Source organism: Pseudoalteromonas carrageenovora IAM 12662 (assembly GCF_900239935.1).
Taxonomy (GTDB): Bacteria; Pseudomonadota; Gammaproteobacteria; order Enterobacterales; family Alteromonadaceae; genus Pseudoalteromonas; species Pseudoalteromonas carrageenovora.
Map to the genome: position 1 here is coordinate 188,527 of NZ_LT965928.1, position 16,085 is coordinate 204,611.

At 39.8% G+C, this 16,085-nt stretch carries 15 protein-coding genes; 9 read left to right on the plus strand and 6 right to left on the minus strand.

Annotation, left to right across the window (positions count from 1 at the left end; genetic code table 11):
• Window positions 1-99 precede the first annotated feature (99 nt).
• Entirely contained in the window at window positions 100-405 is a 306-nt protein-coding gene (locus ALFOR1_RS00940) for a hypothetical protein (protein ID WP_058547932.1), read from the plus strand.
• A gap of 192 nt (window positions 406-597) precedes the next feature.
• Window positions 598-2,718, plus strand: a complete 2,121-nt coding sequence (locus tag ALFOR1_RS00945; protein ID WP_104641777.1) for a TonB-dependent receptor — start codon at window positions 598-600, stop codon at window positions 2,716-2,718.
• A 9-nt stretch (window positions 2,719-2,727) separates the two neighbouring features.
• Here the strand turns inward: ALFOR1_RS00945 and ALFOR1_RS00950 are convergent, their stop codons facing one another.
• Entirely contained in the window at window positions 2,728-3,405 is a 678-nt protein-coding gene (locus ALFOR1_RS00950; RefSeq protein ID WP_104641778.1) for a ComF family protein, read from the minus strand.
• A 74-nt stretch (window positions 3,406-3,479) separates the two neighbouring features.
• On the opposite strand from ALFOR1_RS00950, the gene bioH reads away from it, so the two are divergent.
• The 3 genes from bioH (at window position 3,480) to ALFOR1_RS00965 (ending at window position 5,482) form a co-directional block, all read left to right on the plus strand.
• A complete protein-coding gene (gene bioH / locus ALFOR1_RS00955) occupies window positions 3,480-4,217 on the plus strand; it encodes a pimeloyl-ACP methyl ester esterase BioH (protein WP_104643597.1) in 738 nt (245 codons plus the stop codon).
• 90 nt (window positions 4,218-4,307) lie between these two features.
• On the plus strand, window positions 4,308-4,616 hold the full coding sequence (locus ALFOR1_RS00960; RefSeq protein ID WP_104641779.1) for a hypothetical protein: 309 nt from the start codon (window positions 4,308-4,310) through the stop codon (window positions 4,614-4,616).
• Window positions 4,617-4,621: 5 nt separating this feature from the next.
• Window positions 4,622-5,482: a putative metalloprotease CJM1_0395 family protein gene (locus ALFOR1_RS00965; RefSeq protein WP_058547929.1), complete on the plus strand. Its 861-nt coding sequence runs from the start codon at window positions 4,622-4,624 to the stop codon at window positions 5,480-5,482.
• A 250-nt stretch (window positions 5,483-5,732) separates the two neighbouring features.
• Here the strand turns inward: ALFOR1_RS00965 and ALFOR1_RS00970 are convergent, their stop codons facing one another.
• From ALFOR1_RS00970 to greB, 4 genes are all read right to left on the minus strand, one after another.
• The gene (locus ALFOR1_RS00970; protein ID WP_104641780.1) at window positions 5,733-8,054 is read right to left on the minus strand and encodes a Tex family protein; all 2,322 of its coding nucleotides are present in this window, start codon (window positions 8,052-8,054) and stop codon (window positions 5,733-5,735) included.
• 168 nt (window positions 8,055-8,222) lie between these two features.
• Window positions 8,223-8,804 (minus strand): CBS domain-containing protein, encoded by a 582-nt coding sequence (locus ALFOR1_RS00975; protein WP_058547927.1) that lies wholly within the window; start codon window positions 8,802-8,804, stop codon window positions 8,223-8,225.
• Window positions 8,805-8,854: 50 nt separating this feature from the next.
• Window positions 8,855-9,166 carry a hypothetical protein gene (locus ALFOR1_RS00980; protein ID WP_104641781.1) on the minus strand — a complete coding sequence of 104 codons (312 nt, stop codon included), beginning with the start codon at window positions 9,164-9,166 and terminating at the stop codon, window positions 8,855-8,857.
• 135 nt (window positions 9,167-9,301) lie between these two features.
• Window positions 9,302-9,775: a transcription elongation factor GreB gene (gene greB, locus ALFOR1_RS00985; RefSeq protein WP_058547925.1), complete on the minus strand. Its 474-nt coding sequence runs from the start codon at window positions 9,773-9,775 to the stop codon at window positions 9,302-9,304.
• 184 nt (window positions 9,776-9,959) lie between these two features.
• Here greB and ompR point away from each other — a divergent pair, with 184 nt between their 5' ends.
• Complete coding sequence (ompR, locus tag ALFOR1_RS00990; RefSeq protein WP_058547924.1) at window positions 9,960-10,679, plus strand: osmolarity response regulator transcription factor OmpR; 720 nt, start codon at window positions 9,960-9,962, stop codon at window positions 10,677-10,679.
• Window positions 10,680-10,684: 5 nt separating this feature from the next.
• Complete coding sequence (gene envZ / locus ALFOR1_RS00995; RefSeq protein ID WP_104641782.1) at window positions 10,685-12,001, plus strand: two-component system sensor histidine kinase EnvZ; 1,317 nt, start codon at window positions 10,685-10,687, stop codon at window positions 11,999-12,001.
• A 27-nt stretch (window positions 12,002-12,028) separates the two neighbouring features.
• Here the strand turns inward: envZ and ALFOR1_RS01000 are convergent, their stop codons facing one another.
• Window positions 12,029-14,071: a glycoside hydrolase family 97 protein gene (locus tag ALFOR1_RS01000; RefSeq protein WP_104641783.1), complete on the minus strand. Its 2,043-nt coding sequence runs from the start codon at window positions 14,069-14,071 to the stop codon at window positions 12,029-12,031.
• 159 nt (window positions 14,072-14,230) lie between these two features.
• On the opposite strand from ALFOR1_RS01000, the gene ALFOR1_RS01005 reads away from it, so the two are divergent.
• Together ALFOR1_RS01005 and ALFOR1_RS01010 are read left to right on the plus strand one after the other, a co-directional pair.
• The gene (locus ALFOR1_RS01005) at window positions 14,231-14,854 is read left to right on the plus strand and encodes a cupredoxin domain-containing protein (RefSeq protein ID WP_104641784.1); all 624 of its coding nucleotides are present in this window, start codon (window positions 14,231-14,233) and stop codon (window positions 14,852-14,854) included.
• A complete protein-coding gene (locus ALFOR1_RS01010) occupies window positions 14,844-16,076 on the plus strand; it encodes a hypothetical protein (RefSeq protein WP_104641785.1) in 1,233 nt (410 codons plus the stop codon). Before ALFOR1_RS01005 ends, ALFOR1_RS01010 begins: the two co-directional genes overlap by 11 nt.
• Window positions 16,077-16,085: the final 9 nt, after the last annotated feature.

The following is a 16,085-nucleotide window of genomic DNA, read 5'->3' on the forward strand; positions in this document are numbered from 1 at the left end:
TAAGTGCCTATATTTATAATGCTTAACAGGTTTATTGTGCGTATAAATAATAAATTATTCTATCGACACACCTTATAGTAACGTTATAGTATATCCATTATGCAAGCATCTGTTTTACATTCACTTAGAAACCACAAAGCACTATTAAACTACAGTGCGGTGTTTTTTTTGTTGTTCAGTGTTTTTTCTGTATGGCACGATACTGCACATGCCTTAAAAACTGAGCAAGAATGTGAGCTGTGCTTAAGCTCCCTTGATTTAGAACATTCTATACCTGCCAAAGTAAGCCTGTTTGCGCTAAGCACAGATAATTTTTCTGCAATACAATTTAGTAGTCAGCACTTTTACAGTGAATTTGTGGCTATTGCAGGAAACAGAGACCCTCCAACTGTTATCTTAAATTAACCAGATCTCTATTTAAGCGACTTCTAACCAATTAAAGTAGTGTTGATATTTAAATTATTTTGCTAGCGAGGGCTTTTCAGTGCGCAAAATAAATTTATGATTCAGAGATCTGGTTAAGTTCATCAGTTAAAACATCCTTAGCACTCTTAATAATAACGAGTGTGTTTTATTGTGTACTTTAGAGATAACAAAATGAAAAGTAACTATTCACCTTTAGTAATCGCTTTATTAGCAGCAATGAGTAGCACGGCGTATGCCGATGAAAAAAACCCTCAAAAAGACGAAACAGACATTGAAAGAGTCTTAATTACAGCGTCGCCAATAAAGCGTACAGTGCTTGAGTCAAGCACTCCTGTAACAATTTTAAGCGGCGAAGAGTTAGATCAAAATCAAGCTGCAACCTTAGGCGATACGTTAAAAAGTGTACCCGGGGTACACAGCTCTTATTACGGACCTGTGGCAAGTAGCCCTATTATTAGAGGCTTAGATGGACCAAGAATTAAAGTGGTTCAAAATGGTTTAGGTGCATCAGATGCATCGCGTGTAGGGCCAGATCATCAGGTTTCAACCGAAACATCTACAGCCACCCAAATTGAGGTTTTAAGAGGCCCAGCTACGCTTTTATACGGCAGTGGTGCTATTGGCGGAGTAGTAAATGTGGTTGATAACCGCTTACCCACGCAAAGGCAAGAAGGCGTAAGTGGTGAAGTATTTGCGCAGTACGATAATGTTGCAGATGCTAAAACTCTTTCAACAGATTTAAACGCAGGTTCCGGTGATTTTGCTTTTCATATTGATGGATATACCCGTAAAACCGATGATTACAAAATCCCTGTGCCAGCAGATATTGATGAAGACGGTGGCAGTACTACACTTACAAACTCAGATATTGATGCAAGTGGCTATAACCTAGGCGCAGGCTGGATAACTGACGATATGCGCGTTGCTTTTTCGTATGGGCATATGGACTCTGACTATGGCTTACCGGGTGAAGAGGGCGTATTTATAAAGCTTAACCAAGATCGCTATCAAGGCGTAGTGGATTGGAATAATTTAGATGGCTTTATACAAGCAGTGCATTGGCAAAACGCTTATACCGATTATGAGCACTCTGAAATTGAAGGGGCTGAAATTGGCACAACTTTTAAAAACGAAAGTATAGAGTCAAGGTTGTGGGCTGAGCATGCACCTGTTTATGGCTGGAAAGGGATTGTGGGCTTACATTATAACCATAGCGATTTTGAAGCGATTGGTGAAGAAGCATTTACGCCTCCAACCAAAACAGACAGCATTGCTGCATTTTTAATGGAAGAGAAAAAAGTAGGCTCGCTATTGTGGCAAGTAGGTACTCGTGTTGAGCAGTCAACACATGATGTAGACAATGACTTTTTTACAGCCCTTAGTTCGTCTAACTCAGTTTCGTTTGACGATAAAGATTATGACGCGGTTTCAGGTTCTGCTGGTGTTGTATGGAGTATCAATGATAGACACTCATTAGCTTTTAATTACGCATATTCACAGCGTGCACCTTCAGCTTCAGAAATATATGCATATGGGCCTCATATTGGCTCTGGTACTTACGAAGTTGGCGGTGGATTTGAGCTTAGTAACAACGCCGGTCAATATAGTGTTGTTCAATCTAATGAAAGTATGGATAAAGAGGTTTCAAATAATTTAGACCTTACATATAGATATACCGGTGATACATGGAACGCTAACGTTAGCATCTTTAATAATGATATTAGTGACTATGTTTTTGAAAGTTTCACAGATTTAGTTATCAGTGATGGTGCTTTTATTTCCTCAGCCGATTACGAAAACCAAGTGGCTGTTTCAGGTGAACCTGACGACGAAGCTGATGGCTTGCCTGTCGTGTTGTTTGCACAGCAAGACGCTCGTTTATATGGATATGAAGCGCAGGTAGATTGGCATTTAAACGATGATTGGCGCTTAGAAGTGTTTACCGATTATACGCGCGCTAAATTAGACTCAGGCGGTAATGTACCAAGAATACCACCAATGAGAGTGGGCTCGTCAGTACATTATGAATATGGAAATTGGCACACCGAAGTCGAAGTCATTCGTAACGCTAAACAAGACAAAATAGCGGATAACGAAACTTCAACAAAAGGTTATACCATGCTATCGGCCTCAGCTAATTATTATCTAGATTTAGGCGATGTAGATATGACCATTTATATAAAAGGCGATAACTTAACTGATCAAGAAGGGCGTGTGCATTCATCGTACTTAAAAGACGAAGCCCCTTTACCAGGACGCTCAGTTAGTTTAGGCGTAAGAGCTCGTTTTTAATTGAAATAATTAAAGCGGCGTTAAACATGTGGTAAATGCCCACACATGTTTAGCGCCCGCTTGTTTTAAAGCCTGTGTAGCAGCATTAAGTGTAGCGCCTGTTGTCATAACATCATCAATAATAGCAATTGTTTTACCGCCCATATCTTGTGTACAAACAAAGGCATTTTTTAAATTTTTAACTCGCTTAGCTTTTGAAAGTTCAGATTGCGCTTGCGTTTTTTTATTGCGAATAAGGCTGTTATTTAGAGGTGCAACTTTAATCAATAAAGGTTGCCACACTTGGCTTACTTGATTAAAACCACGAGTAACAAATCGACTTTTATGTAACGGTAAAATAATAAAGAAATCTGGCAGAGTAGGGCTTTGCTCAAAAAACTGCTTGAGCTGCTTTTCGATGATTTGTTGTAATGCCTTTTTATAATGAATTTGGTTATTAAATTTTAGCCGTTTAAGCCAGTGTTCAAAAGGTGTTTGATAAAACGCACAAGCAAATAAAATATCAAACTCACAATTAGGAAACATTTCAACAATATCAGGTCGATGCAGTAAGTTTTTATGAGCTGTAAAATCAAATAATGGCAAGTCTTCAAGGCAAAAACTACATAACCCTAAATTAGCAGTAATAGGGCTTTGACATTGCACGCAGTATGAAGGAAATAACCAATTTAAAACCGTCTGTTTCATTGATACAACCTTCGCATTGCAATCGCCTTTTTAAACGCTATGATGAGCCTAAGTTTGGTAAAGGTTTGGTAAATATGCAAAATGAGTTAGTGCTATTGCACGGATGGGGAATGAACCAAGGCGTTTGGCAATTAATAAAGCCTGAGCTAGAGTTTTTATATTCAGCAAATGTACGTAGTCTTGATTTACCTGGATTTGGTAATAGTTCTGTTTGCCCAACGCCCTATACTTTACATGATGCGGCAGCGCTTTTAAGTGAGCAGCTAAAGCCACATTCTATTTTAATGGGCTGGTCGTTAGGTGGCTTATTTGCTCTTTATATTGCTAAGCATTGGCCAGAAAAAGTATCAAAAGTAATTTTAATTGCCTCAACCCCTTTTTTTGCTGAGTCAGATAATTGGCCGGGAATAAAAGCAAATGTATTGACGCAGTTTAAAGAGCAGTTGGTTAACCATCGAGAAAAAACAATAGAGCGCTTTTTAGCCATTCAAGCAATGGGTAGCGAGTCGGCGCGTGATGATATAAAACAGCTTAAACAATTACTAAATCAGTACAACGCACCAAAAAGTGAAGCATTGAGTGCTGGTTTAGAAATTTTACAAAATGACGATTTACGTGGTTTATTTGCACATTGCACTGTGCCTATTAAAGCTATATTTGGCCGGTTAGATGCATTGGTGCCGTATAAAGCGGTTAGTAAAATGGCAGCACTAAATACTGACTTTGAATACGAAGTGATTGATAAAGCCTCGCATGCGCCATTTATTTCTCATAAAGATGAGTTTTTATCTACCGTTAAATCAATGCTTTAAAGTAGAGAAAATATTAACATTGTTTAAAGCTTTATTTTGTATATGACCTGAGCGATAATTAAACAATGTTTAGTTGATGGAGGTTTTATTATGCCAATAGGATCTGTATTTAATAGTGGTGTTGAAGGGTTTAATCGTGTAAGCCAAGGTATAGAAAAGGCAAGCGCTGAGATTAACCGCGCCAGCATAGAGCAGCAAGACGATGCGCAATTAGCGCAGCAGCGTCAGCTTACTGCTGCACGCCCAGAGGAAGCGGTTACTGCACCCGTTGCACAGCCCGCTCGTGTTGACGAAGCTCTTGTAAATTTAAAAGTGGAAGAGTTTAACGCCAAAGCTAATACGCAATCTATTCAAACGGCCGATGACGTACTTGGCACGTTAATCGATATTAAAGTGTAGCAATAATGAATATTGTCACGCCATTTCCGTCTATCAATATAAACACCGCAAATGTTTATACGGAATCTGCACGGCGTGACAATCAACTTCGGGAAGTTATTCCTGCTCCAGCTTCAAGTAGCGCAAGCAATACTGAAACTAAAGCTCAAAGCGACGCTGAAAAAGCTAAGCTGCCAGGCAGTAATAGTGATGTATCGACTTATGATGCCACCGGTAAACTAGCTGACGATAAAGCAATTGATCAGCGTGAAGGCAATTCAGAAAATTCAGAGAGTGCTGATCAAGAGGCCGAGCAAGAAGCGTCTCAACAAGAAACTGAGCAAGAAGAGCAACAGCTCGAACAAGAGCAACAACAAATAAAAGAACTGAAAGCGCGCGATACCGAAGTACGAGTTCATGAGCAAGCGCACGCCTCTGTAGGGGGGCAATATGCTGGCTCTCCTAGTTATGAATACCAGCGCGGTCCGGATGGCACAAATTACGCTATTGGCGGTGAGGTACAAATTGATGTATCTGAAATCCCAGACGATCCGCAAGCGACAATAGATAAAATGCAAACGGTACGTGCAGCGGCACTTGCCCCAGCAGAGCCATCAAGTGCAGACAGAGCCATAGCTGCTGATGCAACACAAAAAATGGCGGCTGCCCAAGCTGAACTTTCAGCTCCTAAAGAAGAGCAAACTGAAGAAAGTGAGCAAAGCACTAAACTCTCATCAAACGAAACCAGCACAGCAGAATCACAAAGCGATACTAATACAGAGCAATCACGCGATCCTGAAGTAGACGCACGAGCCGGTCGTATTGCTAATTTTTATCAAATGACGAGCTCTCCACAAAATGAAAGTGGCTTTTCGGCGTATGGTTGATTAGGTTTAGGTTAGTTAGCATTAAAACAATATAAATAATAAAAAAGCCGCATTAGCGGCTTTTTTAGTTTAGTAAGTTATACCAATTTTATTAAAAACATGATCATTCTAGCGTATTAAATAACTCACTAACTACGTTAAAAATTATTTATATAGAACAACTATGTATCATAATTTTAGCCTTGTTATTGAGCTATTTTCTTTTTGCTATAATAGATCACTAATTTAATGCAATTGGTATTAACAGCGTTTACTTTTTAGTTTTTGCGTTAGCAAATGCATCTGCAAACGCATTACCCATCATAGCATTGCCATTATCGCGCTTTGGCTTAGCTGCGCGAGGTTGCTGTGAGTTGCTATTACGTTGTTTTTGAGGAGCAGCGGCTGGTTTATTACTTGTGTCTATGTCGTCATCTAAGCGCATAGTAAAGCTAATACGTTTACGAGCTGCGTCTACTTCAACCACTTTTACTTTTACAATGTCGCCAGCTTTTACTACTTCGCGTGGGTCTGATATAAACTTATTAGTGATTGCTGAAATATGCACTAAGCCATCTTGATGAACGCCTACATCGACAAACGCACCAAAGTTAGCAACGTTAGATACAACGCCTTCTAAAATCATACCTGGTTTAAGGTCGCTAATTTTTTCAACGCCCGCTTTAAATTCAGCAGTTTTAAACTCAGGGCGCGGATCGCGACCAGGTTTATCAAGCTCACTAATAATATCGGTAACGGTTGGTAAGCCAAATTTCTCGTCAATATAATCGTTAGCAGCAAGTTTAGTTAAAAAGTCACTGTTACCAATTAAGCTACTTACATCAAGGCTATTACGCTCACAAATACGCTTAACAATCGGGTAAGCTTCAGGGTGAACAGATGAATTATCTAAAGGGTCACTGCCATTATTAATACGTAAAAAGCCGGCCGCTTGTTCAAAGGCTTTTGGCCCTAAACGTTCAACCTTTTTAAGTTCACTGCGCTTAGTAAATACGCCGTTAGTATTGCGGTAATTAACAATATTTTGCGCTAATGTTTTGTTCAAACCAGATACGCGAGTAAGTAGCGGCACTGATGCCATATTTAAATCTACACCTACTGAGTTTACACAATCTTCAACGACCGAAATTAGGCTTTGGCCTAACTGGCTTTGTGATACATCGTGTTGGTATTGGCCTACACCAATTGATTTTGGCTCAATCTTAACAAGTTCAGCAAGAGGGTCCTGTAAGCGACGAGCAATAGATACAGCACCACGTATAGAAACATCTAAATCTGGAAATTCGTTGGCAGCAAATTCAGAGGCAGAGTAAACCGATGCACCCGCTTCGCTCACCATAATTTTATTTAGTTTAAGCTCGGTATTGGCTTTAATTAGTTCGGCAACTAATTTGTCTGACTCGCGAGATGCGGTGCCATTACCAATCGCAATAAGTTCTACTTTATGTTGACGACAAAGCTGCTCTAATGTGCGAATGGATTTATCCCAATGATTTTGCGGTGCATGAGGGAAAATAGTTTGTGTGGCAAGCAATTTACCTGTGCTATCTACAACGGCAATTTTACAGCCAGTTCGTAAGCCAGGATCGAGCCCTAAAGTAGTTCGCGGGCCTGCTGGAGCCGCCATTAATAAGTCTTTTAAGTTTTTAGCAAATACGTCAATAGCGCCAGTTTCTGCTTTTTCGCGCATTGCTGCTAAAAACTCATTCTCAAGGTGTAAGCCGAGTTTAATTTTCCATGCCCATTGCACAACATTTAAAAGCCACTCGCTTGCAGCTTTATATTTAATGTCTAAGCGGTAATGTTCAGCAATCATTTGTGCGCATAGTTGAGCTGAATTTTCTGAGTTTGGCTCTGGATTTACATTTAACTGTAAAATGCCTTCGTTACGAGCGCGTAGCATCGCAAGTGCACGGTGCGATGGAACTTTTTTAAGGGCTTCTTGATGCTCAAAGTAATCTCTGTACTTAGCGCCTGCTTGTTCTTGCCCTTTAATGAGTGAGCTTTCTATAGCGCCATTTTGGCTTATATAGCTTCTAAACTTAGCAAGTAATTTAGCGTCTTCAGCAAAGCGCTCCATTAAAATAAATTTAGCGCCATCAAGTGCCGCTTTAGTATCTGCAATACCTTTTTCGGCATTTACAAATTGTTCGGCCTCTTGCTCTGGGCTTAAATTTGCATCGTTAAATAGTGTATCGGCAAGAGGCTCTAAGCCTGCTTCAATTGCTATTTGGCCTTTAGTACGGCGCTTAGCTTTATAAGGTAAGTATAAATCTTCAAGCTCTGTTTTACTTTGTGCGCTGGCAATATCGGCGCTTAGCTCGGCGGTGAGTTTATTTTGCGATTCTATCGTCGATAAAATAAAACCACGGCGCTCTTCAAGTTCTCGTAAGTACGACAAGCGTTGCTCTAAAAGACGCAGTTGGGTGTCATCTAATCCACCTGTGATTTCTTTACGGTAACGTGCAATAAAAGGAACAGTTGCGCCTTCATCAAGTAACTTTGTTGCTGCAACAACCTGTTGCTGCTGTGCATTTAGCTCTGAGGCTAAACGTGCAGAGATATCGCTCATGCAAAAACCTTTTTATACAATAAAATAAGACCAGAAGCGTGTTACTGGCGTCGTTAATTGCTTGAATAATATCACAGGAGGTAGTAATAAAAAGCTCTTAAAGCAAGCTATTTTACTTGCTTTAAGATGGTTGGGTTGGGAGTAAATTACTGCGGTTAAAAGAGCGCCCTAGTGAGGGTGCTCAATGTTTTCTAATACTTCACTGAAAGAGTGGGCTATTGGCGTAATATGTACTGGTATGTGTAATGTTTTAGCTATTTGGCGAGCTGAAATTAAGCCGCAAATTTCGCTGCTGGCTGTTGTTACCAATAAAAACATTGTGCCTTGGTGCTCCATTGTTTGAAGCGCATCACCAATACATGCGTAGCTTAAGCTTTGCATGCTTACACCTGTAAGTTTACTAATAGGGGTCATGATGTCGCGTAAGCTCACTTCGCTTTTTGGTGTATTTAAACGCTGGGCAATAATAGTGATTTTAGAGCTTTGTAAATCAGCACTAGAAACCAGCCCAATTAATTTTTGATTTTCATCAGTGACTAAAACAAAGTCTGATTGTTGTGCACTTACTTGTTTTAGTGCTTCAGTTATCGTTGTTCCGTACTGAGCACGAATTGGCGTTTTATGGGTAAAGTTATTTACCATTTTTAACGCAGGTGATGATAAGTCAATTAATGGTTGATCGTCTGCAAATGTGCTTGCAATAACACCGTGAGATACATTTAGGGTACGTAATTCTTTAAAGTTAGACATAATAGTCACCTTAGTCGTTATAAAATTTAATTAAGTTGTAAAATAATGAATTAAATTAAATAGCTAGGTGGTCCGCGTTGGTACGCAGTACTAAAAGGTCTGTTTAAATTAGTGCTCTTATAAAAAGAGTTTACGACATTAGGAAGTGGTTGAAGCGCCCTAAAGGTAAATGCATTAACGTGAGAATCTACGTCAAGATCGAGGTTAGCTTGGTCAGGAATGTCACAAGCAATAAAGTGGTTAGCTAGCTTAGCGCTATCTATGTTTACTTCAGTGGTATTGGCATGCAACGACAAACTTACACTCATTAAAAGTGCAAACAATACGGCATTATTTAATATGCGCTGTACTACGTTTGACATGGCCACTACCTTAAAAAATTCAGGTTAACCAAGTAACCTGATTAACTCTCTTATATCCTACTCAAATAGAATACACAATAAAAAGTTAATATGATCTGAATCAAAGTTTTTATTGATAACTACTGTTATTGGGCTTTATTTTTGATATTCAATACTATTTACGTACCACTGCTTTTTACCTTGAGGTGTAACTACTTCAAAGTCGTCATCTACTTGCTTTTTAATAAGTGCGCGAGCCATCGGTGAATCGATTGATATGTAATCTTTACGATCGTAAATTTCATCAGGGCCTACAATTCTGAACTTTTTAATTTCACCTTGTTCGTTTTCTATTTCTACCCAAGCACCAAAAAATACTTTTCCATCTTGAACGGGAGAGTAGTCGATGATTTTTAAATCAGGAATACGCTTTCGCAAGTACCGTACCCGGCGGTCTATTTGGCGTAATAAACGCTTATTGTATTGATAGTCTGCATTTTCAGAGCGATCACCTAAGCTTGCTGCCCAACTTACAATTTTGGTTACTTCAGGGCGCTTTACGTTCCATAAATGGTCGTGCTCTTGCTGCAGTTGCAAATACCCTTCACGGGTCACTAAGTTTGTTTTCATGATGAATTCTTTATTAACTCTAATGGTGTGCACGTTATTAAACTTGCCAAAATTTGTCGAGCGTAAACTTTAATAATATAGCTTTGAAATGTTCAGTAACAATCTAGACTTGTAATTAGTTTTTGATTATTAAGTTTTTCATTTATATTAACTATTAATTGGAGATAAAAATAAGAAAGAGATTATGGGACACGAAACCACAAAAGTATTGGTTGTTGATGATGATATGCGTTTGCGTAGCTTGTTAGAGCGTTATTTAGTAGAACAAGGCTTTATTGTTAGGACGGCTGCAAATTCAGAGCAAATGGATAGACTCATTGAACGTGAAAACTTTCACTTAATGGTTCTCGATTTAATGCTCCCAGGCGAAGACGGCTTATCTATTTGCCGCCGCTTACGTCAAAAAGAAAACGAAATTCCTATTGTTATGCTCACAGCTAAAGGTGATGAGGTAGACCGCATTATTGGCCTTGAGCTTGGGGCCGATGACTATATTCCAAAACCATTTAACCCACGAGAATTATTGGCTCGTATTAAAGCTATTTTACGCCGTCGAGCAAAAGAGGTTCCCGGTGCGCCAGCCGCAGAAGAAAACTTAATAGCTTTTGGTAAATTTACACTTAATTTAGCAACTCGCGAAATGAGCGAAGGCGATAAAACTATATCATTAACCAGCGGCGAGTTTGCAGTGTTAAAAGCTTTGGTCTCGCACCCAAGAGAGCCACTTAGCCGCGACAAACTAATGAACCTTGCTCGCGGGCGAGATTACAGTGCGCTTGAGCGCAGCATTGATGTACAAGTATCGCGACTTCGCCGCATGATAGAAGTAGATGCGGCTAATCCACGCTATATTCAAACTGTTTGGGGTTTAGGCTATGTGTTTGTCCCTGACGGTGAAAAGTAATTTATATGGGATTTTTTCCGCGAAGTGCTTTTGGGCAAACTGTTTTTTTAGTGGCCGCTTTACTGCTAATAAACCAAATTGTGTCGTATGTTACGGTGAGCTTTTATGTTGTAAAACCCACTATAGAGCAAGTTAATTTAATGCTCGCAAAGCAAATTAAAACAGTATTTATTGATTGGGAAGATGGGGTCGAAATTAACGACGAAGTGTCGGCTAAGTTTTTTGAAATTACCGGAATTGAGGTAATGACTCAACGCGAAGCAATGCGCCAAGGGCTTGGTCAAACTCGCGAGTATTCAATGCTTTCACGTAGTATGTCTGAGCAATTAAATGGCTCTGCACGAGTGCGTATTAGCCAAACCGATCCATTAATATATTGGGTAGAAGCTCCGCAAGCACCAGGCTATTGGGTAAAAGTGCCGCTTAAAGGCTTTAAAGAGAATAACTTAGAGTTTTTAACTTTTTACTTATCAAGTATTGGCTTTTTAAGTGTGCTGGGTGGGTGGTTGTTTGCAAGGCACCTTAATAGGCCATTAAAAGCACTGCAACAAGCTGCAGTAAAAGTAGGCAAAGGCGATTTTTCTACCAAATTAGAAGAAGAAGGCTCAACAGAAGTAATAGAAGTAACGCGCGCGTTTAATCAAATGTCGCGCGGAATTGCCGCACTTGAAAACGACCGCCGTTTACTAATGGCTGGTGTATCTCACGATTTACGCACGCCACTTACCCGTATTCGCCTTGCAACTGAGATGATGGTTGATGAAGATGATTACCTTCGTGAAGGCATTATTTACGACATAGAAGACATGAACGGTATTATCGATCAGTTTATTGAGTACTTACGCCACCATAAGCGTGAAGAACTCGCCTGCGAAGATATAAACGCCTTAGTTGCTGAGGTTGTCCATTCAGAGCTACAACACCAGCGCACAATCATATTTAAGAGCAACCCAAGCATAGGCAAAATTCCATTGAGCTCTGTGGCTATTAAGCGCGTAATTACAAATATGATAGGTAATGCATTGCGTTACTCTGAGGATGATATTGAAGTCCTGAGTTACTTTAATTCAAATAAAAAATACGTAGTTATTGCAGTTAACGATAAGGGTCCTGGTATACCTGAAAGCGAGCTTGAATCTGTATTTGAACCTTTTAAGCAAGGGGATGCAGCGCGTGGCAGCGAAGGCAGTGGGTTAGGCCTTGCCATTATTAAACGCATTATTGATATGCACGACGGTAAAGTGAAATTAGAAAACCGCTCTGAGGGTGGCTTAAGTGCACAAATTTATTTACCGATTAAGGCGCTTAACTCTGCACAGTAAACTGTGCAGAGTTACTTACTCAATTACTTAAAGTGCTTTAAAGCGAATGGCTGTGCCACCGCTGGTAGCTAGTTTAAGCGTTAGTTTATCGTTTGTGGTGACTACGCGCTTTTCGATATTTAAATCATATGGATTATTTTTCCACTCTGCGTTTTTACCGTCTTGATAAATTTGCGCTTCAAACTTTTTACCTTGCTCTAAAAAGTCGAGTTTTACTTCAATAGTACGGGCTTTTTCGTCAGTTACGGCGCCTAAGTACCAATCATTACCTGTGTATTTGTCGCGTTTTCGCTCTTTACGAGCAAATACAATAAAGTCGCCCACTTCGCCATCAAGGGCAATACTTTGCTGCCAATCTGTAGGTACGTCTTGTATAAATTGAAATGCGTCAGGCTTAGCTAAATAATTTTTAGGTAAATCAGCAGCCATTTGAATCGGACTATATAGCACAACATAAAGCGCAAGCTGTTTTGCAAGCGTGGTTTGTGGGCGATTTGTATCATCCCCTAAACCACTAAAGCTCATATCAAAAATACCCGGTGTAAAGTCCATAGGGCCAGAAAGCATACGTGTAAAAGCAAGCATTGGTACGTGTTCAGGTGGGTTAGGAGGCGACCCCCATGCATTATACTCTTGCCCACGTGCACCTTCGCGCGCAATCCAATTAGGGTAGGTACGGCGCAGGCCAGTATCTTTAATAGGCTCGTGGGTGTTTATGCTAATTTTATGTTTAGCAGCCAGCTTTACGTTGTATAAATATTCGTTAACCATAAATTGGCCATCATGCCATTCATGGCGTGCAATACCGTTTTTGTCTATACGTTTTATATTACCGCCATCGGCTACGTAACCTGTTTTAACTTGGCTTACGTTTGATTTTTCGTAAAGGGCAAAAGCATCTTCCATTTGGTCATGGTAATTACTTACATTACCTGATGTTTCGTGATGACCAATGAGTTGTACGCTTTTTTGTTTGCCGTATTGAGTGAGGGCTTTTATGTCAAAGTCATCGTAAGGCTTTGTAAAATTAAATACATCACCGTTAAAATACCAATCCCCGTCCCAGCCTTCATTCCAACCTTCTACTAGCACACCGTCAAATCCGTACTCAGCCGCAAAGTCCATGTAGTACTTAGTGGTTTGTGTTGTAGCTCCGTGTTTTTTACCACTGCCCCAGGTTTGTGTGTTTATGTGCATGCCCCACCAAATACCTACGTATTTTCCTGGTTTTACCCACGAGACATCACCGAGTTTATTAGGCTCATTTAAATTTAATATAATGTCTGAATTAACTAAACCCACGGCGCTATCGGCAATTTGAATGGTACGCCAAGGAGTATTAAACGCACCTTGTTTTTTAACCGCAATACCGTCTGACCAGGGTGTTAAATCAGCCGTAAACGTACCTGGGCGGCGCTGATTAAGTACCATACCTGCGTAATCAACAAGGGCAGCTTCATGAATGCTTACGTGAGTGCCATCATTTGTTTTAAACGTAAATGGTGTGTGGGCTAACGCCGCTTCGTTAAGCGCGGTGGTGTTGTAAACGTACTCATAACGGTTCCAACCACGAGCGGGGATCCACCAAGCTTTAGCATTTTGACTATCATTTATTGCAAACTCAGTTAGTTCTTTAGTTATATATGTTTGCTCAAAGCCTGCTTGTTTAGGTACTTCGTATCTAAAGCCTACACCACTATTAAATGCGCGAAAACGAATAGTATAAGTGCCTGAGTTAGATTCTTTTTTTGTAAAGGTAACAGCTACTTCGTTATGTTTATCTGTGACTGTTTGGCGCTCTCCCCATGGCTGTTGCCACTGTGAGTCTACGCTTTGCTGCTTGATATCTTTAATTTTAAAGCCATCACTAAACGCAGCTTGAGTCTTAAATTCAAATCCAAGCAGTGATTTATTTATAACAGGATTATTTTTAAATTCTATTGAGTAGCTTGGTGTGGTGTTTTCATCAGAAATGATGACCGTTATTTGTGTGTCTGGCGATTTTAGCTCTACCGTTTGTGCGTAGCTGTTGCTAGCAAAGGCTAAAAGCACAAGTGCTGGTATTCTCATTGCGTGTCCTTAGATGAGTCGGTGGTGAAATTTAAGGATAATGACTGTTGGCTATTAATACGACTGATTACATACGTATTCAATGTTTTAAAAAATAGAAAGAATTTAACGACTTGTTCGGTCTATAATGTAAATAAATTGATAATAGCGACGACTAATATGATCAAAGTTTTAGTTTATGTATTTTTATTATGTGCCAGTGCTCAGGGCTTTACCGCCAATATAACGATAAAAAATTCAAGTAATGAGCCCTTAGCTAATGCCGTTGTGTGGTTAACTGCTAGCGGTTCTACTGAGATTACCGCGCCCGAAGCTCCTTATGCAATGAGCCAACAGAATAGAGAGTTTATTCCACGAATATTAGTTGTTCCGCAAAATGCAAAAGTAGAATTTCCAAATGCGGATTCTATCATGCACCACGTTTATTCATTTTCTAAAGCAAAAACATTCGAATTAAAGCTATATAAAGAACAGCCAAAAGCACCGATTATTTTTGACCAAACGGGTGTGGTTGAGCTTGGCTGTAATATTCATGATTGGATGTTAGGTTATATTGTGGTGGTCGATAGTACTATTTTTGCAATCACTGATGAAAATGGTCATGTTGATTTAAATGCCAATGTAGGCGAATACACGTTAAGTGTTTGGCATTCTGGGTTTAGTGATATTAGTAAGGTTGAATCTCAAACTATTACTGTGGCTACTAACCCGATCACTTATAGAGTAAAGCAGGAAATTGCGGAGCAAATTGACTTTGCTACGGATGAATTTGATGACTATTAATCGTTTAACGAGGCTGATATTTTTAGCCGGTGCTTTATGTTTTAGTAATGCATTGTATGCACAAGTAAAAGGCTTGATACAAATTAGAGCCGTGCAGGGTGACGATACACGTAGTTTCCAAGAGGGCGGCCTTGGGCTATATCGGCACGATACTAAAAGCGACGAACTTATTTTATCCCAAGGTATTTTAGATTTTAATGTTGATTTAGCATCTAGTTGGTCGGCTCATGGGGTGTTAAATGCGAATCAAGATCCTGACGTTGGCCTTGGTTTTACGCAAGCTTATATAAAGTATCAGCCGCTATCTAACAGCAACTATAAATGGCATGTGCGTGTAGGGGGCTTTTATCCACTTATGTCGCTTGAAAACCCTGATATAGGATGGACTTCTCCTTATAACTATACAAACTCAGCTATTAATAGCTGGATAGGCGAGGAAGTACGCACTGTTGGCGCAGAGGTAACTATTAAGCGCCCAGCAAAACGTTTTAACAGCGCTCATAGCTTTAGTTTTGTAGGTGCTACATTTAAAGGCAATGACCCTGCCGGTACTTTACTTGCTTGGCGTGGTTTTGCATTACACGATAGGCAAACTACATTTAACGAAAGTGTTAAATTTGCGCCTGTAGCGGCATTAAATACGTATGAATTACGCTGGCAAGCTAATCAGGTTTTACCGTTTGAAGAAGTAGACGGACGTTTTGGCTATTACGCTGGCGTACACTGGGATTACTTAAAAAAATCACAATTTCGAATTTATTATTACAACAATAACGGTGACCCAACCACACTTAATATTAGTACAGGGCAGTATGCTTGGGATACTCGCTTTACAAGCGCCGCTTGGCTTTATAAGTTTAATAATAAAACCCGCTTTATAGCACAGGTACTTAATGGTAAAACCGAAATGGGCGCTAATGCTTTAATAGATAATGCCTTTTACAGCCATTATTTAATGTTAAGCCATAAAGAAGGCAAGCATCGAGTTTCTGTACGCTACGATTACTTTAAAGTGACAGATAACGACACTACTGCGTTTGATCCTAATGCAAGCAATGGGGAAGGTTTAACCGCAACATGGCGCTACCAGCTCACTAATAAACTACAAATAGGGGTTGAAGGTTCTGCACTTAAAAGTGTTGCAAAAAATAGAGAGCCAATTGGATTTAATGAACGAATCTCGCAGCAGCAAATAATGCTAAACGCTCAATGGCGATTTTAGGTTTTATAA